At 40.2% G+C, this 24910-nt stretch carries 11 protein-coding genes; all 11 read right to left on the bottom strand.

Going from position 1 to position 24910, the window contains the following annotated elements; all coding sequences use genetic code 11:
• Nucleotides 1-142: 142 nt before the first annotated feature.
• Entirely contained in the window at nucleotides 143-2518 is a 2376-nt protein-coding gene (locus tag P2W73_RS03190; RefSeq protein WP_276500540.1) for an ABC transporter permease, read from the bottom strand.
• A gap of 10 nt (nucleotides 2519-2528) precedes the next feature.
• The gene (locus tag P2W73_RS03185; protein ID WP_276500539.1) at nucleotides 2529-4901 is read right to left on the bottom strand and encodes an ABC transporter permease; all 2373 of its coding nucleotides are present in this window, start codon (nucleotides 4899-4901) and stop codon (nucleotides 2529-2531) included.
• Between the two features lie 126 nt (nucleotides 4902-5027).
• Complete coding sequence (locus P2W73_RS03180; protein ID WP_276500538.1) at nucleotides 5028-7472, bottom strand: ABC transporter permease; 2445 nt, start codon at nucleotides 7470-7472, stop codon at nucleotides 5028-5030.
• Between the two features lie 11 nt (nucleotides 7473-7483).
• Nucleotides 7484-9850, bottom strand: a complete 2367-nt coding sequence (locus P2W73_RS03175; RefSeq protein ID WP_276500537.1) for an ABC transporter permease — start codon at nucleotides 9848-9850, stop codon at nucleotides 7484-7486.
• Between the two features lie 27 nt (nucleotides 9851-9877).
• Complete coding sequence (locus tag P2W73_RS03170; protein WP_276500536.1) at nucleotides 9878-10153, bottom strand: hypothetical protein; 276 nt, start codon at nucleotides 10151-10153, stop codon at nucleotides 9878-9880.
• 60 nt (nucleotides 10154-10213) lie between these two features.
• Nucleotides 10214-12619, bottom strand: coding sequence for an ABC transporter permease (locus P2W73_RS03165; RefSeq protein WP_276500535.1), 2406 nt, complete (start codon nucleotides 12617-12619; stop codon nucleotides 10214-10216).
• 61 nt (nucleotides 12620-12680) lie between these two features.
• Complete coding sequence (locus tag P2W73_RS03160) at nucleotides 12681-15077, bottom strand: ABC transporter permease (protein WP_276500534.1); 2397 nt, start codon at nucleotides 15075-15077, stop codon at nucleotides 12681-12683.
• Nucleotides 15078-15136: 59 nt separating this feature from the next.
• A complete protein-coding gene (locus P2W73_RS03155) occupies nucleotides 15137-17521 on the bottom strand; it encodes an ABC transporter permease (protein WP_276500533.1) in 2385 nt (794 codons plus the stop codon).
• Nucleotides 17522-17531: 10 nt separating this feature from the next.
• On the bottom strand, nucleotides 17532-19916 hold the full coding sequence (locus tag P2W73_RS03150) for an ABC transporter permease (protein WP_276500532.1): 2385 nt from the start codon (nucleotides 19914-19916) through the stop codon (nucleotides 17532-17534).
• Nucleotides 19917-20062: 146 nt separating this feature from the next.
• A complete protein-coding gene (locus P2W73_RS03145) occupies nucleotides 20063-22426 on the bottom strand; it encodes an ABC transporter permease (protein WP_276500531.1) in 2364 nt (787 codons plus the stop codon).
• An 82-nt stretch (nucleotides 22427-22508) separates the two neighbouring features.
• Complete coding sequence (locus tag P2W73_RS03140) at nucleotides 22509-24902, bottom strand: ABC transporter permease (RefSeq protein ID WP_276500530.1); 2394 nt, start codon at nucleotides 24900-24902, stop codon at nucleotides 22509-22511.
• Nucleotides 24903-24910 lie beyond the last annotated feature (8 nt).

Below are 24910 nucleotides of genomic sequence, written 5' to 3'. Positions count from 1 at the left end.
GTTCAAAGGTTTACAAGTTCAAGAGTTTACAAGTTGCCATACTATTATTCATTGCTTATACTTAGTCGCTCACCATTGCCCATGCACTATTTCGTTCTTGCTTCCTACTTCGCCCTGCTCGCAGTAACTGTCGCAGCGACGTTCACTCCGCTCGCAACGATTTCACTGGATTCGCAATCGCCGCTTTTATTGCCTGGAAGCTTACCATGATCAATGTCAACAAGAATGCAATCACCCCGGCCAAAGCAAAAATCCACCATGAAATATTTATGCGATACCTGTAATTTTCCAACCATCCGTGCATGAAATAATAAGCGAGCGGTGAAGCGATCAATAATGAAATAAATACCAATAGCACAAAATCTTTTGATAACAGTCTCCAGACGCTCAAAATAGTTGCGCCTAATACTTTGCGTACTCCTATTTCTTTTGTTCTTTGTTCGGCAACAAATGATGCCAGGCCAAACAAACCAAGACATGAAATGAAAATAGCCAGTATAGCAAAAAAACCAGCCAGCTTACCTATTCTTACCTCGTTAGAAAATTTAGCTGCATATTCTTCATCTACAAATTTGTATTCAAATGGAGCTGCAGGATTATTTTTTTTGAATAGGTTTTCTATTTTGTTTAATGCAGTGCTGATTCCCGCCTGTTGTGCAATTTTTATAGTAATGACACTCACTCCATTTTTATCAAGCGTAAAAATGGAAGGCTTCACCTGGTCGTAAGGTGAGAACTTGATCATATCGTTTACAACACCGATCACCTGGTAATTTTTTCCGGAAATCCTGATTGCTTCTTCCAATGGATTTTTGAATCCCATTGTTTGTATGGCTGAAGTATTGAGTATAACTGCCGCTGTATCGGTTGAAAATGACCTGGAAAAATCTCTTCCCTGTAAAATTTTCCAACCAATGGTATTACCATATTCATACGACACTTTATTAGAGATAAATAATGGACGTGTATTACCTGTTTTGCCTTTCCATCCTATATCTGTTGTTCCTCCATAATCAGCCGTGACCGAACCGGACGATTGACAGATATTACGCACATAGCCGCTATTGAGCAATTCGGTTTGCAGTGCTTCATAATTTTTATAAAGATCCGGGGTCGTCATATTCACCTCGATCAATCCATCACTGTCGTATCCAACAGGTCGATCTTTGGCGTAGTTGATCTGGCGGAAAACAATTATCGTCCCTATCATTAATGCGACGGACACGGTAAATTGAAAAACCACCAAGGCTTTCCGGGGTAATGCAGCAAAACGGCCTGCTTTAAACGTTCCTTTTAATACTTTGGTGGGCCTGAAAGAAGACAGGTACAATGCCGGATAACTTCCCGCTATCAATCCTGTAATCAAGCAAAACCCTATTGCCATTAACCAGAAATTGAGATTAGCCCAGGGGATCGTCATACTTTTACCCGCTATATCATTAAAGAGCGGAAGAGAAATTTGTACCAACGCAAAGCAAAATAAAAGAGCAATAAAAACAACTAATAAGGATTCGCTGAAAAATTGATAGATCAACTGGCTTCTTACTGAACCAATTGTTTTGCGGATGCCCACTTCTTTTGCTCTTTTTTCACTGCGGGCGGTACTCAAATTCATAAAGTTGATACAAGCCAATAGCAATACAAAAATGCCGGCCATGCCAAACATTTTTACCAATTGGATCAACCCTCCTGTATTCTGACCATCTTTAAAATCACCATGCAAATGCCAGCGGCTCATCGGATGAACAAAAAATTCCGGCTTATACGCTGGCGGATCATCCCGTTTCATTCGCAGATCTTTAATAGCAGATGAAACTTTTGCAAAATCAGCGTCTTCTTTTAATTGAACGAATAATTGAAAAGAGTTCTCATCCCATTGTGTGCTTGCGTTTTTGGCATAGCTATTAAAACTTGTAAACAACAACCAGGGAGATAAAAAGTAAACATCTTTGAAAGAACTGTTGCCCGGAAAATCTTCGTACACACCGGTTACTTTTACATCGGTCTTATTATCCATTCTTACAATCTTGTTCAATGGATCATCTTTACCAAATAACACTTTCGCCAGTGATTCAGAAAGTAAAATGGAATTCATATCTTTTAATCCGTTTCTTGTTCCCGACAGCATTTTTACTGTCATCATTTCCGGAAACTGCGGTTCTGTATACATACCTGTCCTGGAAATTTTCTTATCATCTGTTCCAAGAACAGTAGTACGATTGTATGTTGTTACACTTGCCAATTCAAAATCCGGGTATTTGGTTCTAAACTCTTCTGCCAGTGGTACGGGCACTGAATTGTAAGAAGCTTTCTCCACATCAAACTTTACAAACTGCCAAACCTGGCCAATACGATCATAGTTTTTGTGATACTTATCAAATGATAATTCATCCCACACCCATAAACCGATCAACATAGCAACCGCCATACCCACAGCAAGCCCGCCAATGTTGATGAAGGAATACATTTTGTTTTTCTTCAAGTTCCGCCAGGCGATTTTGAAATAATTTTTTATCATGGCTATAATTTTATTCTGTTCTCAAACTTTTCACAGGATTGGCAATCGCCGCTTTGATTGCCTGGAAACTTACCGTTACCAAAGCGATCAATAAAGCGCATACCCCAGCTATCACAAATACCCATGCACTGATATTGATGCGATAGGCAAAATTGTCAAGCCAATCATTCATCATCCACCATGAAACAGGAAAAGCGACTACGAGAGAAACGGCTACCAGTTTTATAAAATCTTTTGAAAGCAATGCCACGATGCCTGCTTCACCGGCTCCCAGTACCTTGCGTATACCGATTTCTTTTATGCGCCTTTGCGTCGCGAATGTTGCCAACCCAAACAACCCCAAACAGGAGATAAGGATAGACAATACTGAGAATACATTAAAGAGCTTACCCATTCTTTGCTCCGTTATATATAGTTTGGAAAGATCTTCATTAACAAAACCGTAAGAGAATGGGAAATCGCCGTACACATGGTGAAAACTCTTTTGCAGTGAGCTTATCACTTTTTGAATATTGGCAGGAGTGGTTCTCATCACGACGAAACCACCGGCGAAATTGCTTCGCATGACCAATGGTTCGATTGGTTGCTGCACCGGCTTGAAGTTAAAATCCTTTACTACCCCGATTATTGGCGCTTCTTTATCATTCATGACAATGATCTTACCGACGGCTTCGGATAATTTTATATTCATCACCTTTAAAGCCGTTTCGTTTACAACATAACTACTATCATCGCCGCCAAAATCTTTCGAAAAGAAACGACCTGCCGCTATTTGCATACCGAACGTGCCGGCAAATTTTTCATCTACTCTTAAACGGTAAGCAATTACCTGTGTTCCCGGCGCCATATTCCGCCACGCCAATTGAAAACCGCTTGTAAGATTAGTGGGCAAATTATCCGTAAACGTATAGTCCTTTATATCAGGATACTGATCCAGCGTCGCCTTCATCGCATCTTTATTATTCTTCAGGTCGCCAACTTCGGGCATGGCCATATAAAGCAGGTTCTCCTTGTCAAAGCCGATATTCCTGTTTCGTATATACTGGAGCTGGTTGTAAATAACCAATGTACTTATCATTAGTATGACAGAAATAGAAAATTGAAGAACCACTAATCCGTTTCGAAAAAAAGATCTTCTGCCTTGTAATAGCTTTACTCCTTTTAATGCTTTTACCGGGTTGAAGGACGACAGGAAGAAAGCCGGATAACAACCCGAAAGCAAACCGGTAGCAATGGCAATACCCAAAAGCGCTGCCAGCATTTTTATATTCAACAGATCAAATGAAATGGACTTGGCGGCAAGCTGGTTAAATAAAGGCAGAGCCAGAAAAACGATTGCCAGTGCCAACAACAGCGAGATAAAAGATAATAACATTGACTCGCCGATAAACTGAGCTATCAACTGTAATCTTAATGCACCGACCGTTTTTCTCAAGCCAACTTCCTTCGCCCGCTGACCAGAAACCGCGGTAGCCAGGTTCATAAAATTGATACAAGCGATAAGAATTATAAATATGGCTACCAAAGAGAAAATTTTTACATGCTGGCTGTTACCCTGCCCGTCTACATCCAGCATATAATGAGAATGAAGATGGATATCGGTAAGAGGCTGAGAAAATAATGCGGCCTCAAATTCTGTGAGATTTTTCTTCAGTATATCATTTACCTGTTTTTCAATTTGGCTGACAACCGATGAAGAAGGTTTTACTTCATCTTTTAACTGGAAATAAGTGTACACATCAAAATTGCTCCATGCTCCTGCCGGATTGTTTACCCGGTCATATAAGTCGATTGGAATAAGAATATCAAACCGGAGGTGTGAGTTAGAGGGAGTATTTTTTAAAATGCCTGTTACGGCGAGGTTGGTTCCTTTTATATCATTATCTATATAAATGATTTTGCCCATCGCTTCGTCCGCACTGCCAAAATACTTTTTGGCCGTTGCCTCTGTAATAACAACATTATTGGGAGAGGAAAGAACGGTGGCCGCATTGCCCTTCAGTAAAGGATAGTTGAATATTTGGAGGAAATTGCTGTCGGCATATAAAATTCTTTTTTCGTTAAATTTTTTTGTGCCGATAGTGATCATTTTTTGCAAGGCTGCTATCCGTGTCGCATTCCTGACAGCTGATATTTCTGTTTTGATGGCATTCGCCAATGACGGGGGTACTACAGCTGCTTCCACATCAGATACTTTGCAGGTCAACCTGAAAATATGATCGGGTTTACTATTGAATTTATCAAAACTCAATTCATCCTGTACCCACAGCATGATGAGGATGCTGCAGGCCATCCCCGTTGCCAGGCCGATTATATTCAGACCTGAAAACAATTTATGCCGGGCAATATTTCGGAAAGCTGTTTTGAAATAGTTTTTTATCATGACTAATTAATTATTGCTTGATTGCTGAGTGGTTAGAGGGTTAACAATCCAACCATCAAACCTCCCGATAGCTATCGGGATAACCATCTATCCATTACTCCACTCTCAACGACTTCACGAGTTACTTTATTCGGTTCTTAAACTTTTTATCGGATTGGCCATTGCTGAACCAATAGCCTTTATACTTAATGTAAGAAAAGCAATAGCAAGCATTGCGACACAGCTTACGCCGAATATCCACCAACTGATAGTAGTCCTGTATGCAAAATCCTCCAGCCATTGATGCATAAAATAATACGCAACCGGAGCTGCGATAACTAAAGCGATTAGCACCAGTACCAGAAAGTCCTTCGAAATCAAAAGAACAATATTGGCAATACTGGCGCCCAATACTTTCCGGATACCGATTTCTTTAGTACGCTGCTGTGTAATAAAACTAATCAGTCCCAAAAGCCCCATGCAAGAAATGAGAATAGCGATAACCATAGCTGTATTCATTAATTGTGCAGTTTTATTTTCCTTTTCATAAAACGCCGCGATGGTTTCATCAAAAAAGCTCATTTCATATTCTTTATCCGGATAAAACTCTTTCCAAAGTTTTTCTATAGCTGCTACTGTTGGTTTCACATAGCCGGCCTGTTTGCCTGTAGTGGCAAGTTTTATACTGATCGTCCGGGAAGATTTTATTGTGGTAGTAATGAAGAAAGGGTTAATAGGTTCATGGAATGAACGGGAATGGAAATCTTCTATAACTCCTACAACAGGTCCTTTTTTACCGGAAATACCAACCTGCATTAATTGACCCACCGCATCTTCCGGTTTTTTAAATCCTAATGCTGTGACCGCATTGGTATTGATCACAAATTCACGTAATGTATCGGAAGGCAATACATTCCGCCCCGCTACTATTTTGATGTCATAAAGTGGAATATAATTTTGATCTGCAAACTCAAAGGATGACAATATCTCTTTATTTGTACCGTTACTCCCTATGCTTTTGATAGAAGTACCTCCATGTCTTTCAGCTGCAGGCGTTTCTGCATGAATGCTTACTGCAGTGACACCGGGTATCTGTTTTAATTTTTGTGCAAACAATATTTTTTTATCCGGGGTTTCCTCTCTGCCGGGTTTCAGATTAATAATGGCATCCTTATCAAATCCCATATCAGTATGCAACATATAGTGGATTTGTTTGCCGACGGTCAGGGTACCTATGATAAACGCAAGTGAAATGGCAAACTGAAATACTATAAGTGATTTGCGTAAATAATTTTTATGGTTTCCTTTGGGTAATCCCTGTCCTTTTAAACTAATAGCAGGCAGGTAAGATGACAATACCCTGGCCGGATAAAACCCTGCAAGTAAAGTAGTGGCTACAATAACTATCAATAAGAACACCCATATTGATTCCTGGAAAGGATGTAGTATAACACCTTCAGGAATAAATGCTTTGAAAACCGACAGAACAGGGTTCAGCAATACTACTGAAAGTATAACGGCTGCCGTGGTTATCATGAACGTTTCGGCAAAAAACTGGATACGCAGACTCTTGCGATCACTGCCTAATACTTTTTTTATGCCAATTTCTTTGGCCCTCTTAATGGATTGTGCGGTTGACAGGTTGATGAAATTAACAATAGCGATCAGCAAAATGAAGAGAGCGATTCCCATTAAGCCATATAACGTCGGCAAATGTACCTTCCGGGAGTATCCATCCTTATAATTCTCATTAAAATGAAGATCAGTCAGAGGTTGCAGTTGCAAAGTATTTCCTTCGCCTTTGATATTATCTTTTACAAACCGGGGGAGCTGCGCTTCTACCTGGGCAGGGCTAACACCAGGCGCCAGTTTTACAAAAGCCTGCGAAAAATAATCCCAAACTCCCCAGCTATTCATGTCAATATCATTCTTTAAAAAACTATACCGTACAGTTGGAAAAGAAATAAAATTGGTAAATGCAAAATCACTATTATGCTTCCAGTCTTTTACAATGCCTGATACAATAAGCTGCAATGAATCGTTGTAGGTTATTATACGGCCAATTAGTTTATCAGCTTTTTCATTATCAAAATATTTTCTTGCGGATGATTCAGTTAACACTACTTTAAAAGGTTCATTTAATGCCGTGGCCGCATTACCAGCCAGCCACTGATATGGAAAGATGGAAAAATAGGATGCTTCAGCAACTATGACAGGAGAAGGAATATCACGCATTGGCTCAAACTCCTTTGCTTTATTTCCAGCCTGTGGTACCGTTACTTTAGCATAATAATTATAGAACCCAGCCACCTGTTCAAATCCTGTGAGCTGCTCACGAATACGCATAGGCAATGGGGAAGGTATATAACCTACCTGCCTGGGAGCTTCATCTTTAAACTTAATTGAGCCTACGATCCTGTAAATACGTTCTTTACCAGGATGAAACTGATCATAGTTTAATTCATGACTGGTAATTAAAAATATAACCAGGCAAACACTGATACCGATCGCAAGACCGGAAATATTGATCAACGAGAAAGCTTTATTTCTTCGAAAATTTCTCCACGCTATTTTGAAATAGTATTTAAACATAAGAAACATTTTTATTCTGTTCTCAAACTTTTTACCGGATTTGCAATCGCTGCTTTTATTGCCTGGAAGCTTATAGTAAGCATTGCAATGCACAAAGCGATTAATGCCGTACCCGCAAATACTGTCCAACCAATATCTGTTCTGTAAGCAAAATCCTGCAGCCATTTATTCATTGCCCACCATGCAACCGGGGATGCAATAAGAAAAGCAATTACGACCAGCACTAAAAAATTTTGGGACAGCAATCCAACAATTCCTGAAACAGAAGCTCCTATTACTTTCCGGATGCCAATCTCTTTGGTACGCTGCTCTGCCATAAACATTGAAAGCCCGAATAATCCCATACACGAAATGAAAATGGCAATAAAAGCAAATACACCGGAAAGCTGCCCTACTACCATCTCACTATGATATTGTCTTTTCAGGTCATCGTCCACAAATGAATAGCTAAAAGAATACTTGGAATTATATTTTTTTGAAACGGCTTCTATCGTCGCCAGGGTTTGTTTTATTTTGTCGGGCCAGGCTCGTATAATAGCAACCCCGTTTTCCGGCTCCGGAGCAAGATTAATAAATGCTGGAGCAATAGGATTGTGCAGCGAACGGAAATGATAATCTTTTATAATCCCAATTATTTTTCCCTTCATATTGCCATGAGAAAATAAAGTCCCAACAGGATGCTGCATCTTCATATATTTTGCCGCCGCCTCGTTTATGATAAAATTGGTTGAATCCGTAGGAAGCGATGGAGAAAAATCCCTGCCTTCAACAAGATCAATCTTCATCGTTTTCAGAAAATCATAACTAACCTCTACCTGCGCAAACAGTGTTTTATCCTCCGGGTCTTTTCCTTCCCATTGCATACCGGGAGACCACCATCCTACATTGGTTGGTTCCGTTCCGCAAAAAGAAATGTTTTCGATATTTCCGGATAACTGCACTTCACGTTTAAAATTTTCATAGTTCTTAACAAGATTACCTTCGACAGGCATATAGATAAGCCGGGAACGGTCAAGTCCAAGATTTTTTTTCTGTACGTAGTTCATCTGCTTATACACTACGATTGTACAAACGATTAACACGATTGATAAGGTGAATTGAAAAACAACCAGCCCTTTGCGAAAAATTTTATCGGCGTTTTTAAACTTCAAACTTCCCTTCAAAACGGAAATGGGCTTTAAAGACGAAAGGAATAATGCCGGATAACTCCCGGCAATAAATCCTGTGATCAATGTAAGTAAAAACAAGCTGACGATAAGTGAAGGATCGCCTAAATGCAAGGAAACGTTTTTTTCTGTAAGACGATTGAAGAATGGCAATAAAAGAACAACCAGCGCTAAGGCGACCAATACAGACAAAAATGCGGTGATGATTGCTTCAAACACAAACTGCCTGAATAATGTGCCCTTCATGGCGCCTGCTACTTTTCTTACACCTACTTCTCTTGAACGTTTGGCAGAACGAGCCGTAGCGAGGTTCATAAAATTGATACATGCGATGAGCAGAATAAAAACGGCAATAATGGAAAACAACCGAACATATTCTATGCGTCCTCCATCGGCAATCCCGTTGGTAAACCGCGAATAGAGGTACCTGTCTCTAAACAATTGCAATGAGATCACTTTATCATTAAGAACTTTGTCCTGTTTGTATAAGAAGTCTTTTAGTTTAGCATTCACGCTGGCCAGGGAAGCATCGTTATGTAACATCACATAAGTGAACGGTCCAAAATGATTCCAGCCATCAATCATCCAATGACTTTCTTCAAAACCATGCTGGATGGGTATGATAAAATCAAATGTCAGCGTAGAATTTTCCGGAACGTTGGCAACTATTCCACTTACCAGATAGTCTCTATTATCATTGATGCGGATAGTTTTACCGATAGGATCTTGTTTGCCAAAATATTTGTCAGCAATTTTCCGGGAAATCACGATATTATCCGGTGATAATAAAGCGGTGGCTTTATTTCCTTCCAGCAAAGGGAAACTGAACAAACTAAAAAAATCAGTTCCAACATATCTTCCCTTTTCTTTACCAATCTTTTCACCGACAGTAAATAAAAAATCATTTTCCCATATTACTGTGGCGGCCTCTGTTATTTCGGGAACCTGTTCTTTCAAAGCATCTGCCAGCAATCCCGGCGTATTATCATAGCTATTAGTCAGAGCTCCGCTTTTGTCTTTATCACTTACAATTACCTGGTAAAGGCGATCACTATTTTCATGAAAGTTGTCCTTGTTTTTTTCATCCTGGACCCATAGATAAATAAATAAACTTGCAGCAATGCCAAGACCTAAACCAATAATATTAATGAAGGAGAAAACTTTGTTTCTCACTAAATTGCGCCAGGCGATTTTAAAATAACTTTTCAGCATAATCTTTTCTTTTGCTTTTTATAGTTACTATGGCAAATGTTGCTTCTCTTCTTCCGAAATGGCACGGAACAAACGATCTTTTGCAGTTGTGATCTCATCTTCCGTAACCTTCATTTCGATTACCGAAAGCAGCAGTTCCAGCAAATACACAGCTTCATTGGCTAATTGATGATGTTCCGGGCTGGCAGCGATCCAGGCTTCCCATGTCTTGGTGGCTGCATCATCCATCCGCCGATACCAGGCCAAAAAACTATCCTCCATTAAAAGATCTTCGACCGCTTTATATTTTTTTTCGACATTCATTTCTCAAACTCTTCATCGTGCCTTCCCGGACTACTTGTTCAATTAAATCATTTAACCATCCTATTCCGTTCGCAATGATTTAACAGGGTTAGCAACCGCTGCTTTAATCGCCTGAAAACTTATTGTAAGCAAAGCAATCAAAAGGGCTATGCCTCCAGCCCCGACAAATACCCACCAGCTTACAGGCACACGATAAGCAAAATCCTGCAACCAGCGGTTTACCCCTATCCAGGCAAGTGGCCAGGCAATCAGGTTGGATACAAATACCAGCCTTACAAAATCTTTCGATAACATCGTTGTTATATTCTGAACCGATGCGCCCAACACTTTTCTTATACCAATTTCTTTTATTCTTCTTTCGGCGGAATAGGAAGCCAGCCCAAACAAGCCAAGACAGGATATCAGGATAGCCAGTCCGGCGAGAATTCCAACAACCTTACTAACGGCACGATCTGCGGTATACATTTCTGCAAAATGTTCATCAAGGAAACGATATTCAAAAGGCTGATCAGGATTGACTTTTTTCCATGAAGAGGAAATATGATTGATCGCATCCTGGACTTTGGCACCGTTGATACGAACAGACGCTTCGCTGTAACCCCAATCTTTCTGGCAAAAAATACTTAGTGTTTCTATCTTATGATGAAGTGAATTGAAATTAAAATCTTTGGCTACACCTGCAATAAAACCGGTTGAATCCATTCCGCCGAAACCATAATGTTTCCCGATCAACGTCTCATAGGATGCTTTAGGTTGATCTTTCAGCAGCTCTTTAGCCATTGTTTCATTAATAATATAGGCCCTCGCATTATCGGTGACATCATTTGTAAAGTTTCGGCCGGCAATAATGGGTATTTTATAAAGAGTAAGGTAATCAGGATCAACAACTACCCGCGATGAAGTAAGCTGCCGGGCGGGACCTTCTCCATGAAATATCATACCTGACTGGTGCAGGTTATTTCCAAGTGTTTGCTGCGATGCAGTAACTCCGCTTACCACTGTATTCGTCACTAGTTCCTTCTTCAGCGTTTCATACTTTCCTGAAGTAACCCTGTTAAGCGGTATGATCATTACCTGGTCACGATTGAAACCCGGATCTTTCGTTTGCATATAGCGCAACTGCCTTACCGCAAACACAGTTCCTATTATCAATAATACCGCTCCGGTAAACTGGCCAATAACAAGAGCATTTCTAAATGCGCTTTTACTTTTTCCTGTCTGCACCGATCCTTTCAATACACGAATAGGTCGAAAGGAAGAAAGATAACCGGCGGGATATAAACCTGCAAATATCCCAACGACAATAGTTGCAGCAAGTATTGATAACAATAAAGACAGATCAGTAAGCGGTAATTCAAGTTGGCGCTGGCTAAGATTATTTATTGTACGCAAAGAAAGTTTAACAATCACAATGGCAATTATCAAAGCCATTAGGGAAAGCAAAACGGATTCCCCTAAAAACTGACCCGCTAACTGATAACGTCCTGCGCCGACTGTTTTTCGTATCCCTACTTCACGGGCTCTTTCTGCCGACCTCGCAGTAGAGAGATTCATAAAATTGATGCAGGCAATCACCAGTATGATGAGGGCAATAATGGAAAAAATATATGTGTACCTTTTATCAAATTTTTTATAGTTGACATAGTCATGCGTAATATCGGCAGAACTGTCGTGCACGTTGTTAAGCGACTGCAGGAATAGCTCATAAAATTTCCACCTTTCGTTTTCCGTCATATATTTCTTCAGATATGCAGGAAACTTTTTCTCCAGTGAAGCTATGTTTGTCCCTTGCTGCAGCTCGAGATAGGTGACCAGCCAATTGCCACCCCAGTTATTCATATTGTCAGGACCTGCGATGGTACTGAAGGATGCCAGGCCATCAAATTGCAGGTGCGAGTTTTCCGGCACATCTTTCATAATGCCTGTAACGGTAAAAGTTATTGTATCGCCTACATATTTTGTCAACGTTTTGCCAATGGGATCTTCGGTGCCAAAAAGCTTTTTAGCACTCAACTCTGTCAAAGCAATGCTATTGGGTTTTTGCAATAATGTATTCCTGTCTCCTTTTGCTATCTTAAAATCAAATAGCTGAAGAAAAGTGGAATCAACATACAGAATCGTTGGTAAAAAAATACGTTTGTCCTTGTAAGTAAAATCCAGTTTGCTGGCCTGCCTTACTCTTGTAAAATTTTTTATCTCCGGAAAATCAGCTGTCAACGTGGGTCCCATCGGGTACATGGACAAGGCCACATTTTGTGGCTGTACCATGCCTTCAAACTTTTGCACTTCATCCAGACGATAGATGTTTTTCGCATGCATTCCGTCAAAACTTTTTTCATAGAAAACAAAAAGCATGATTACAATGCAGGCGGCCATTCCAATAGCCAAACCCAAAATATTGATAGCAGAAAAGCCTTTGCTCTTCCATAGATTCCGCAATGCAATTTTGAAATAATTTTTAATCATGTTTAATAAATTGTTTGATTGTCTGATAGCTTGACGGTTACAATAAAACCATTTAACCATTTTATTCCGTTCGCAATGATTTAACAGGATTGGTAATAGCCGCTTTGATCGCCTGGAAGCTTACCGTTAATAAGGTAATTACTAACGCACCTCCTATTGCCAGCGCAAACACGTGCCAGGTAATATCGGTACGGTATCTATAGTTATGCAACCATTCATTCATATAATAATACGCGACGGGCACAGCTATACAACAGGAGATAATTACTAACAAGAAAAATTCCTTGGATAACAATTTCCAAAGATTAAATACCGATGCACCTATCACTTTTCTTATACCAATCTCTTTGGTACGTTGTTCCGCAACGAAGGATGCTAAACCAAAAAGACCCAGGCAAGAAATGAATATGGCCAGTATAGCAAAGAAAGCAGTCAGCTTACTTAGCCGCTCTTCACTTTTAAACTTTTCGCCATAAGCTTCGTCGGCAAACTTGTAATCGAAAGGAGCAGCGGGAATTTGTTTTTTGAAAACAGCTTCTATTGCTGCAAGTGAAGTTTTTACTGGCTTTGCCGGATCGAGTTTTAAAAAGATCCAGTTGGACCTGTTGTAATTTAAAAAATAAAATGCCTGTCGTATGGGGTCATAAGGTGATTCCATCAGCATATCCTTTACCACTCCTACAATTGTGTATTTTTCCTTGTTCCGTTCGTTTTCCACCACTGTTCCTACAGGGTCCTTAAGGTTCATGAATTTCACCGCTGCTTCATTAATCACTAACCCTGCTGAGTCTGTCGAAAAATCCCGGGAAAAATCGCGGCCCTTTGTAAACTGCCATCCCACTGTTTTTCCATATTCATGCGTTACCCAAATAGCAGAAAAATCAGCATCGGTATTCGGATCTTTACCGGGCCAGGTAAAACCACCCCAGTTGCTCCATATTTGTGTCAAAGGACTTGAAGACTCTGCCATTTCAATAACAATCCCTTTTCCTTTTAACTCATTTCGAAGCTGATCATACTTACCAAAGAAATCAGGCGAACTCATCGGTATCATGATCACTCCTTTATTGTCATACCCTAAAGGCCTGTTTTTTGTATGTTGCATTTGCCTGTATACAAGAATAGTTCCGATGATCAGTGCAACGGAAACTGTAAACTGCAATACCACCAGCACCTTTCTGGGTACGGATGCAAAACGCCCTACTCTGAATGTGCCTTTTAAAACTTTTACCGGGTTGAACGATGATAAATAAAACGCCGGATAACTTCCAGCCAACAGGGCTGTGAGAAAAACAAATGCCAGGCTCATTATCCAAAAAAAAGTTTCATCAAAGGGGAAGGTCATTTCCTTGGAAGTAACCTGGTTGAACCAGGGTAATGATAAACAAACAACCAGGCAAGCGACTAAAAATGCCAATAACACTACGAGCAATGATTCCCCAAAAAATTGTTTGATGATTTGCCAGCGTACGGAACCAACAGCTTTGCGGATACCTACTTCTCTCGCTCTTTTTTCCGAACGTGCGGTGGCCAGGTTCATAAAATTGATACAAGCGAGTAGCAATACAAAGATCCCTACAATTCCAAACATCCAAACATACTGGATCGGTCCGCCGGTTCTTATTCCCTCTTCCCAATTGGAACGCAGGTGCCAATGGGCCATGGAATTAAGGAATATCTCAGCTTTGAACTTCTTTTCCTCAGCCGGCAACTGATCTTGCTTTACATGAATAATCTTTGCGTTTAATTTATTGATGTCCACATTATCTGCCACCTGCGCAAAAAGCTGGAATGAATTATTACCCCATTGGTTTTGATCGCGGGTGTCCTGCACCCATTTTTCAGACGACACAAACAAATCCCAGGGAGCAATGAAATGAAGTTCGCTGAATCGGGTGTCGTGGGGAAGATCTGCATATACACCCGTAACTTTTACATCAAGGGTGTTTGAAATTTTCACCAGCTTATTCATCGCTTCTTCATTACCAAACAGCGCCTTTGCTGTTGACGCGGAAAGAATGATGGAATGAGGATCTTTTAATGCATCATAACTACCTTTTATCATATTCAATGTCAACATCCGGGCAACATCGGCCCCCATAAAATTGCCCTCCACTCTTAATTTCTTATCACCCGCAGATAAGCTTTTGTCGCCCTGCCACGAGGACATCACCAGGTATTTGAAATCGTTTCCATATTTACTTTGTATGGCGGCCGTCAATGGAAATGGTATAGCAGTCCCGGTCACTTTCGTTCCATTGAAGGTCTGGTGCTGCATCACCTGCGCTATACGATCATAATTCTTATGATATTTATTAAAATTCAGCTCATCATAGATCCAAAATGCAATCAGCATGGCTACCGCCATACCTACGGCGAGCCCACCGATATTAATGGCGCTATAGCCCTTGCTCCTTACCATGTTGCGCCAGGCGATTTTGAAATAGTTTTTGATCATATCGTTAAAGGTTATTTTATAATGTTCATGACTTCCGACTCCCAATTCCGAACTCCTGACTACTCCGTTCTCAAACTCTTCACCGGATTAGCAATGGCGGCTTTAATTGCCTGGAAACTCACCGTTAATAAAGTAATCATAAGCGCAGCTAATGCAGCCAGTACAAATACATGCCATTTTATTTCAACCCTGTAATCGTAGTTAGTAAGCCAGCCGGTCAAATAATACCACGCTATCGGTGCAGCTATGATGCAGGAAAGAAGAACCAACACAAAAAACTCAATTGAAAGCAAACGCCATAAATTAACAACGCTGGCGCCAAGCACTTTGCGAATGCCAATTTCCTTTGTCCTCTGTTCCGCAACAAAACTTGCCATACCAAACAAACCCAAACAGGAAATCAAAACGGCGAGTATAGCAAAATAAGAAGAGAGTTTTCCGATACGTTCTTCCGCTCTGAACTTGTTTCCAAATTCTTCGTCTACAAATTTGTAATCAAACGGTACATTAGGTGTATATTTTTTCCAAACCTTTTCAATACTGCTCAATGATTGTTTGACATTTTGCTGCGGGCCCAGTTTCAATATCACGTTAAACATACCGTCATAATCACTTGTATGATATAATGTGGGCCGAACCGGGTAAAACGGCGACTCCTGCATAATATCGCTAACAATACCAATGATGGTAAAAGGTTGCCCATCCCATTTTAGCATTTTACCAACGGGGTTTTCAAACCCTAAAAATTTAGCTGCCGATTCATTAATGATAAAAGCCGCAGAATCGGTTGCGAACTCTCTTGAGAAATCACGGCCGTCTTTGATTTTCCATTGCACTGTTTTTCCAAACTCATACGATACCTTATTGTTGGGGAAATCAACCGCCATGTTAGGATCTTTACCTTCCCAATCAAAACCACCATTCGTATTCCACACCCCTGTTAAAGGGCTATTGGAAGCTGCCATCTCTTCAATGCCGCCTGAATTTTTTAACTCGGCTCTAATAGCATCGAAATGTTTTCTTATTTCAGGTTGCATACCGAGATTGATCAAACCATTACGGGTATAACCAATGGGCCGGTTTTTAGCATGCTGGATTTGCTGGTAAACGATGATAGTTCCAATGATCAGCATTACCGAAACAGTAAACTGTGTTACTACCAAAACTTTGCGGGGAATTGAGGCGAACTTGCCCACACGAAATGTTCCTTTCAGCACTTTCAATGGTTGAAACGAAGAAAGATAAAGGGCGGGATAGCTGCCGGAAAGCAACCCTGTTACCAGGATAAATACAAGATTGAAAAGCCAAAACACCGGGCTCTGCCAGGGAATTCCGATTTTTTTGCCTGCTATTTCATTAAACAAAGGAAGTAATAGCGCCACTAAAATCAAAGAAAATACAAACGCCAGCAACACTATTAAATAAGATTCCGCAAAAAACTGTTTTATCAATTGCCAGCGCAATGAACCTATCGCTTTGCGGATACCTACTTCCCTGGCCCGCTTTTCACTTCGGGCAGTAGTAAGATTCATGAAATTAATACAGGCCAGCAGTAGCACAAAAATGCCAATGATACCAAATAACCATACATATTGAATGTTTCCCCCCGTATTGACTCCATTTTTAAACTCACTATACAAGTTCCATTTGCGCATGGGGTGCAGAAAAACAGCCCATTGATATTTTACTTCTTCCTTGCTTACATTATTCAATTTGGCGTTCTTGATTTTCGCAGAAACTTTTCCCATATCGGCATTGTCTGCGATCTGTACAAATGTTTGGGAGAAATTACTTCCCCAGGGTTGATCCATTTGTTTGGTCCATGGATTTTGAATTAACCACAGTTCCCATGGCATCATAATTTTTAAGTCCCTGAAAGAAGTGTTACCAGGCAAATCCTCGTAAACGCCGGTAACCTTTACATCAGAGATTCTGTCTAATTTTATTACTTTATTGATTGGATCTTCTTTACCGAAGATGGATTCGGCAGCAGATGCTGAAAGCATGATGGAATAAGGGTCTTTCAGTCCTGCTCTTGTTCCTTTAAGCATCTTAAGCGACAACATCCCGGGGGCATCCGGCTCAAAAAAGATTCCAACTTTAGAGATCTGTTTATTTCCAACGGAAAGTAAATGGCCGCCCGGCCATGATGTTTGTACAACATACTTAAAATTGTCCCCGTATTTATTCCGCAATTCAGGGCCCATTAAAGCAGGATTGGCAACCTGTGTTTCTAATTTGCCATTAAAGTTTACACGCTGCATAACCTGCGCAATGCGGTCGTAATTCTTATGGTATTTGTCAAATGATAGCTCATCGTATACCCATAAGCCAATTAACATTGCCACAGCCATACCAACAGCAAGACCTCCAATATTAATAGCGCTGTATCCTTTGTTTTTAATTAAATTTCTCCAGGCTGTTTTGAAATAACTTTTTATCATAGCAATATTTTTATTCAGTTCTTAATGATCTCACCGGGTTTTTAATAGCTGCCTTTATTGCCTGGAAGCTTACCGTTAAAATGGTTATTGCCAACGAACCACATGCCGCTACAGCAAGTATCCACCAGGAAATTTCCGTACGGTATTGATAATTTTCCAACCAGTTATGCATGAAATACCAGGCCAACGGAATTCCAATGAATAAAGCAACCAAAACCAACAGGACAAATTCTTTTGACAACAACTTCCATACATTGAAGACAGAGGCACCCAATACTTTTCTCACGCCTATTTCTTTTGTACGTTGCTCGGCCATAAAAGATGCCATACCAAACAAACCAAGGCAGCTTATGAAAATAGCCAGTATAGCAAAGAAGCCTGCCAGCTTACCAATACGCTCCTCATTACCAAATTTTTTTGCGTATTCTTCATCTACAAACTTGTATTCAAATGGCTGAGCAGGGTTGAATTTTTTAAATATTTTTTCGCTTTTTTCTAAGGCTGCTCTGGCACTAATAGCAGGATTTATTTTTATGATAACAAAATTCTGAGCCTCCGTGTATAAACGATAAACAGAAGGCTTTACCTGCTCGTAAGGAGATTGCATGATCATATCTTTCACTACGCCAATCACTGTGTAAGGTTCTCCAAACCATTTGATCGTTTCACCAATCGGGCTTTGCAAGCCCATAAAATTTACAGCGGTCTCATTAAGTATAAGTGCAGAAGAATCTGATGCAAAATCTTTTGAAAAGTCACGACCTTCTTTAAATTTCCAATCAATCGTTTTACCGTAATCATAGGAGACATCAATTCTCGGAAAGTCAACAGACAGATTGGGATCTTTCCCTTTCCACTCAAAGCCACTACTGGTTCCCCATATCTCGGTTGTTGGATTTCCTGTTTCTGCCATTGACAATACAGCACCGGATTCCACCAGTTCTTTTTCAACTGCATTAAAATGCTTGTGAATATCTTCCGTCACCATTGGAATGGTGATCAATCCATTACTATCGTAACCTATGGAACGATCTTTGGAAAACTGTATCTGCCTGAATACCACAATTGTTCCAATGATCATGGCCACAGAAACAGTGAATTGTAATACCACTAATATTTTGCGTGGCGCTGAAGCCCACCGCCCTACTTTAAAAGTTCCTTTCACTATTTTAACCGGGTGAAATGAAGAAAGATAAAAGGCCGGGTAGCTGCCTGCTATCACACCTGCAATGAGACTAAATACAAAACCTGTCGCCCAGAACAAAGGATTGCTCCATGGGATAAACATTTTTTTATCGGCTACTTCATTGAAAAAAGAAAGCAAAAGCTGCACCAGCACTATCGAAAACAAAAAAGAAAGAATGGTTATCAATATTGATTCGCTAAAAAATTGGCCAACCAATTGTCTTCTCAAAGAACCAACTGCTTTGCGAATTCCAACTTCCTTAGCTCTTTTCTCCGAACGTGCGGTACTTAAGTTCATGAAATTGATACAAGCCAGTAAAAGCACGAACAGGCCAATGATACCAAACATCCACACATATTTAATTTTTCCACCTGCATTTACCCCATTCTTAAAGTCGGAATACAAATGCCACTTGCTCATAGGGTGCAAAAAAAGCTGTGGCTTCTTTTTAGCAAGCTGCTCATTCACATTTTTCAGCTTCTCATCTTTGATCTTTGTTGAAACATTTTGTATATCTGCATTGTCAGCCAACTGCACAAAAATCTGGAAGGCATTTGGCCTCCATGGATCCGAAGCTGTTTTTATCCATTCAGTATTGTTGAAATACAGATCCCAGGGCGCCATAAAACTTATATCCGTTAATGTGGCATTGTAAGGAATGTCTTCATATACACCAGTAACTTTTACATCCAGCTTATTATCGATTTTCATCACCTGGTTCATAGGGTCAGCATTCCCAAAAAAAGATTTTGCTGTTGATTGAGATAACAGAATTGATGACGGTTCTTTCAAACCATTCCATTCGCCTCTTATCATTTTCAGCGTTAATATTTCCGGCATCTGTTGTTCAAAAAAGCTTCCTTTTTTTGTCAACTTTTTGTCACCCAATGATAAAATATGATCGCCTCCTCCACCAGACATCGCCAACGCTTTAAAATCGTTGCTATAATTCGTACTAAGCTTACTGGCCAATGGATAAGGCAATGTAGGCACAGTTTGCACCTCACCGTTATTTGTTACATTCTGTAATACCTGGGCAATCTGGTGATAATTTTTATGGTACTTATCAAAAGACACTTCATCATAAATCCATAAACCAATGAGTAGCGTCACTGCCATACCAATGGAAAGTCCTCCCATATTAATAAATGAAGAAAACTTGTTCTTAGTGATGTTTCGCCAGGCGATTTTTAAATAGTTCTTTATCATAACAAATACTTTATTTGTTCGTCAAACTTTTAACGCTGGTTTCTTCATGTGAACAAGCTACTCGCTACGCAACGAGTTGGCCTGGCTTGATACTGCTTCCGATCATTAAATCCTTACTCACTCTGCCCCGACGCATCGATCTGGACCTACTCGGTTCGTAACGATTTAACCGGGTTGGCGACGGCTGCCTTAATGGACTGATAACTTACTGTTATAACGGAAATCAGCAAGGATAAAAACCCGGCGAAAGCAAACACCTGCCACTGGATGCTTACATGATAGGGATAATCCTGCAGCCATTGATGCATCATCCACCATGCAACCGGGCTTGCAATCAGGAATGAGATCATCACCAGCTTTAAAAAATCTCTGGACAACAACGCGGTGATGCCGGTAACAGAAGCTCCTAATACTTTGCGAACACCGATTTCCTTGATGCGATTTTCCGCCATATATGTAGCCAGGCCGAAAAGCCCGAGACAGGAAATGAATATTGTCAGTCCCGCAAACAAGGCCGCCAGTGTACCTGTTCTCTCCTCTGCCTTAAACTTCGCAGCATATTCTTCATCTATGAATTTGTATTCAAAAGGATATTCAGGATTATACTTTTTGAATATGGCTTCCGCTTTTTTCAAATTATCTGTAGTATTATTAGCGCCGTTCAATTTAAAATGAATAACATTGAACCATCCCTGCGCTCCGGTGATCAGCATTGGTTTGGTTGGATAGTAAGGAGATTGCAGGATGAAATCCTTTATCACCCCGATGATATGATATTTCTTATCGCCGTCTTTTACGATCTGGCCGAGCGGGTCTTTAAAGTTGATGACCTTTGCCGCACTTTCATTAACGATCATCCCGGCTGAATCAGTCGGAAATTCCTTCAGGTTAAAGTCACGACCTTTCACCAATGTCAACCCCATGGTTGCAGTAATATTATCATCCGCACAATACCTGTCAAAGTCAGTTTTATCATTGAGGTCCTTACCTTCCCATTGAAAACCCCAGCTATCGCTCCACCCCTGGGTAATAGGCGCACTGGTCTTGGTCACCGATTTTGCAACACCTGTCGACAGTAATTCATTTTTAACAAGATCATATTTCTTTTCCAGGTCGCCTGTCAGAAAATGATAAACGAGATTGTCTCTTACATAACCACTTTCCCTGTTGCGGGCATGATCGATCTGTTGCTTTACAATAGCAGTACAAATAATCAGGATGATCGCAAAAGTGAACTGCAGCACAACGAGCAGTTTTCTTGGTGTGATCAGCGCATTGGCTGCTTTGAATGTACCTTTCAAAACTTTGGATGGATTGAAAGAAGAAAGAAAAAAGGCAGGATAGCTACCTGCAATTAAGCCAGTAAATAATACAAACCCTATGCTCCCCAGCCAAAACATTGGATCGGCATAATCAATGAAAAGCTTTTTATCAGTCAGGCGACCAAAGGCCGGCAAAGCAAGTTGCACGATAATAACGGCAAAAACGGCGGCAATAAACGAGAGCAGGATCGATTCGCCGATAAACTGGGCGACCAACGATCTTTTCTGCGCCCCTACTACCTTCCGGATACCTACTTCCTTGGCTCTTTTCTCACTGCGGGCGGTGCTTAAATTCATGAAGTTGATGCAAGCGATCAACAGGATAAATAAAGCAATAATTCCAAACAACCGCACAAACTCTATCAGCCCACCATCTTCAACGCCATTCGTAAAGCTGGAATATAAACGCCAGCGGCTGGCGGGATATAAAAACATTTCCCAGGTTGGATCTTCATCTTTATCATAGCGGGGTTTCAACACCTTCATTTTTGCATTAGCAGCAGCGAGGCTCGCATTTTCTTTCAGCAAAACATAACTGCGGGTAGAATTGTTACCCCAGATACTGTCATCACCGCCCGATCTCACCATGTAATCCCAGGGCAGAAGGTATTCGAATTTAAATCTTGTATTATTAGGAAGATCTTTGAGGATGCCGGTAACAGTAAAATTATCCTTATTGTCCAGCCTGATCGTTTTACCCATCGCATCTTCATCACCAAAAAGTTTTTTGGCCAGTTTTTCCGTAAGCAAAATAGACGACCCACTGTTCAAAGCTGTTTTGGCGTCGCCTCTCAACAATGGAAAACTGAACATCTGCAAAAACCCCGTGTCTACAATGTTACCGGATACCGTTAATCGTTTATCTCCGATTGAAAACAAATAATTGCTTGGCCAGTTAACCCGCACCGCTCTCTCTACTTCAGGCAAGTCTTTTTCGACTGTCCTGGCCAGTATTTTAGGCGTTGTGTTCCAGCACTGCAGTTTTCCACTGAAATGCGCTTTATTCCATGCTTCATAGATACGATCTCTTTTTTCATGAAACTGGTCATAACTCATTTCATTTTGAATCCACAACAGGATGAGAATAGCGGCAGCCATACCAATGGCAAGACCAGATATGTTTATAAAGGAAAATCCTTTGTTTCTTGCAAGATTGCGTAAGGCAATTTTTAAGTAATTCTTGATCATAACTTCTGTTTTTAAACCCGCATACAATTTTTCGCTTCGCAAGCTTTTTACCCCGACGCTGCGGCCGGGATTAAATCTTTACTCACTCTGTTCGTAAAGACTTAACAGGGTTGGCGGTGGCGGCGCGGATGGTCTGTAAAAAAACAGTGACAAATGCAATGCTTAAAACAATTGTCCCGGCTAAAAAGAATATCCACCAACTCAACTGTATTTTATAAACAAAATTATCCAGCCATTTACCGGCACTCCACCAGGCTGTTGGAAAAGCAATAACAATAGATAAGGCTACCAATTTTACATAACCAGCGGTAAGCAATACAGTAATCCCTTTTACACTGGCTCCGAATACCTTTCGGATGCCTATTTCCTTTCTTCTTTGCTCCGCAATAAATGCCGAAAGCCCAAACAGACCTAAAACAGATATGATAATGGAGAGAGAGCTGAAAACCAATATAAGCTTCGATACCTTTAAATCATCTTTGTAAAGATTATCAAATGCTGCATCCATAAACTGGTAGCTGAACGGCGCATCCGAAATAAAATTTTTCCATACGCTCTCAATAGCCAACATGGCGTTTGAAACTTTTCCCGGAGCAATTTTTACAAAAAAAGAATGCTTCAACTCATCGTTATCATAAAAAATCAAAGGTTCAATCTTTTTGTATAATGGGCTAAAATTATAATCCTTTACAACACCAATTATTCTACCTGTATCATCCCCATTTTTTATAAATAGCTGTCCTATCACCGGCGTTTTAATCCCCAATATGTTAACCGCTGTTTCATTCAATACAAAATTCTTTTTATCGGAATTATCCTTTTTAAGCCAGCGACCTTCTTTTAGTTGCAAATTGAACAGATCTTTTATTCCCGGTTCAACAATCACCCGATTAATAGAAACATTACTGCTTGTATCAATACCATTAAAATACCAGCCTTTAATGCCCGTTGAATTACCAACATCTTCAACAGACTGATCGGACAACGCAACATCCTGTATAGAACTGCTTTTTAGCAACTCATTTTTTATCGCCCCGGTGAGACTTGAAACCTTTCCGGCATCATAATCATATTTGCGCATTGTACTAAATGGTATATCAAACGAAACTATTTGTTCACGGTTATATTCAGGGCCAGACATTCTTGCCAACCGCATTTGTAAAAAAATAACCACCGTGCCAATAATAAGTACAATAGCAACTGTAAACTGCACTACTACCAAACCCTTACGCAATAAAACGTTTTTAAACTTTAGTATTGACTCGCCTTTCAAAAAAGCCATTGGGCTAAAGACAGCCATCGTTATGGCTGGGTAGACGCCATTAAGTAAACCAACAAACAATAATGTTCCAAAAAATATTTTCCAAATAATTGGAGATACTATTGATATACGAAACTGGCTCCCGGCAAATTGATTAAAATACGGTAGCGCAAATTGTAGCAAAAACATTGACAGCGCTATTGCTATAAAACTGAACAGAAACGATTCGCACATAAACTGCAGGAATAGTTGTTTGCGGCTGCTTCCAACAATTTTTCTTACGCTAATTTCTTTTGTGCGGGTACTTGCTTTCGCAATAGTCAGGTTTATATAATTAATGCATGCCGTTAAAACTAACAATACTGCAAGAATGGTAAAGACGTAAACTGCCGTATAATTTCCGCGCCTAAATAAAGGATCGTTTGACGTTGAGTCGAAATGCAATTTACTTATTGGCTGAAAGGCCACAGAACCTTCTGCATACTTTGATTCATGCTGATACGTGGCGCTTACATTTTGCGAAACCATTGCAGGATCAGCAGCAGGGTGCAGCTTTACAAAACAGCGGTAACTCGAATTAGACCACCCGTTATCATTTTTGTAAGTCCTTGGATTGGACAACCTGGCTGCCATAGGTATTAGCACATCAAACTGCATACTTGAGTTTACAGGATTGTCCTTAACAACAGCCAGGACCTGGTATAAAACAGTATCAACTTTTACTACCTGGCCGACAGGATTTTCTTTTCCAAAAAATTGTTTCGCTTTTGATTCGGTAAGAACAAGTGAAAAGGGATTCTTATTGAATGTATTCAAATCACCGGCAACAATATCATACTGAAAAACACTAAACCAACTACTATCAATATTTACAGCATCCTTCTGTTCAAATAATCTGTCCTTAACATTTATTATTCCTCTCCATGGAACTACTCTTGCCGCTGCCTCAATACCGGGAGTTTTCATTAACAGGTCTGCCATCGGCAACGGAGTTATTCCGTTTTTTTCCGCTGTTTTCTTAACCGAATAGGTTTGCACCAGGTAAATATTTTCAAACCCTTTGTTATACTTATCAAAGCTTAATTCATTTTGTACCCATAGCACAATAAAGATAAAAGCAACCATTGCAATTGATAAGCCAAATAAGTTTATCAGGCTTACAGATCTGTTGCGCCAAATATTCCGCCACGCGATTTTAAAATAGTTTTTTATCATGGCTTCAT

Origin of the sequence: Terrimonas pollutisoli (assembly GCF_029360765.1) — a bacterium.
GTDB lineage: Bacteria > Bacteroidota > Bacteroidia > Chitinophagales > Chitinophagaceae > Terrimonas_B > Terrimonas_B pollutisoli.
The sequence above is the reverse complement of the archived record's forward strand: the minus strand, read 5'-3'. Positions and strand labels throughout refer to the sequence as shown.

Bases quoted from the DNA above. Each gene is read 5' to 3' on its own strand.
- P2W73_RS03175 (WP_276500537.1), bottom strand. From the start codon at position 9,850: ATGCTGAAAAGTTATTTTAAAATCGCCTGGCGCAATTTAGTGAGAAAC.
- P2W73_RS03180 (WP_276500538.1), bottom strand. From the start codon at position 7,472: ATGTTTAAATACTATTTCAAAATAGCGTGGAGAAATTTTCGAAGAAAT.
- P2W73_RS03150 (WP_276500532.1), bottom strand. From the start codon at position 19,916: ATGATAAAGAACTATTTAAAAATCGCCTGGCGAAACATCACTAAGAAC.
- P2W73_RS03185 (WP_276500539.1), bottom strand. From the start codon at position 4,901: ATGATAAAAAACTATTTCAAAACAGCTTTCCGAAATATTGCCCGGCAT.
- P2W73_RS03155 (WP_276500533.1), bottom strand. From the start codon at position 17,521: ATGATAAAAAGTTATTTCAAAACAGCCTGGAGAAATTTAATTAAAAAC.
- P2W73_RS03140 (WP_276500530.1), bottom strand. From the start codon at position 24,902: ATGATAAAAAACTATTTTAAAATCGCGTGGCGGAATATTTGGCGCAAC.
- P2W73_RS03160 (WP_276500534.1), bottom strand. From the start codon at position 15,077: ATGATCAAAAACTATTTCAAAATCGCCTGGCGCAACATGGTAAGGAGC.
- P2W73_RS03165 (WP_276500535.1), bottom strand. From the start codon at position 12,619: ATGATTAAAAATTATTTCAAAATTGCATTGCGGAATCTATGGAAGAGC.
- P2W73_RS03190 (WP_276500540.1), bottom strand. From the start codon at position 2,518: ATGATAAAAAATTATTTCAAAATCGCCTGGCGGAACTTGAAGAAAAAC.
- P2W73_RS03145 (WP_276500531.1), bottom strand. From the start codon at position 22,426: ATGATCAAGAATTACTTAAAAATTGCCTTACGCAATCTTGCAAGAAAC.
- P2W73_RS03170 (WP_276500536.1), bottom strand. From the start codon at position 10,153: ATGAATGTCGAAAAAAAATATAAAGCGGTCGAAGATCTTTTAATGGAG.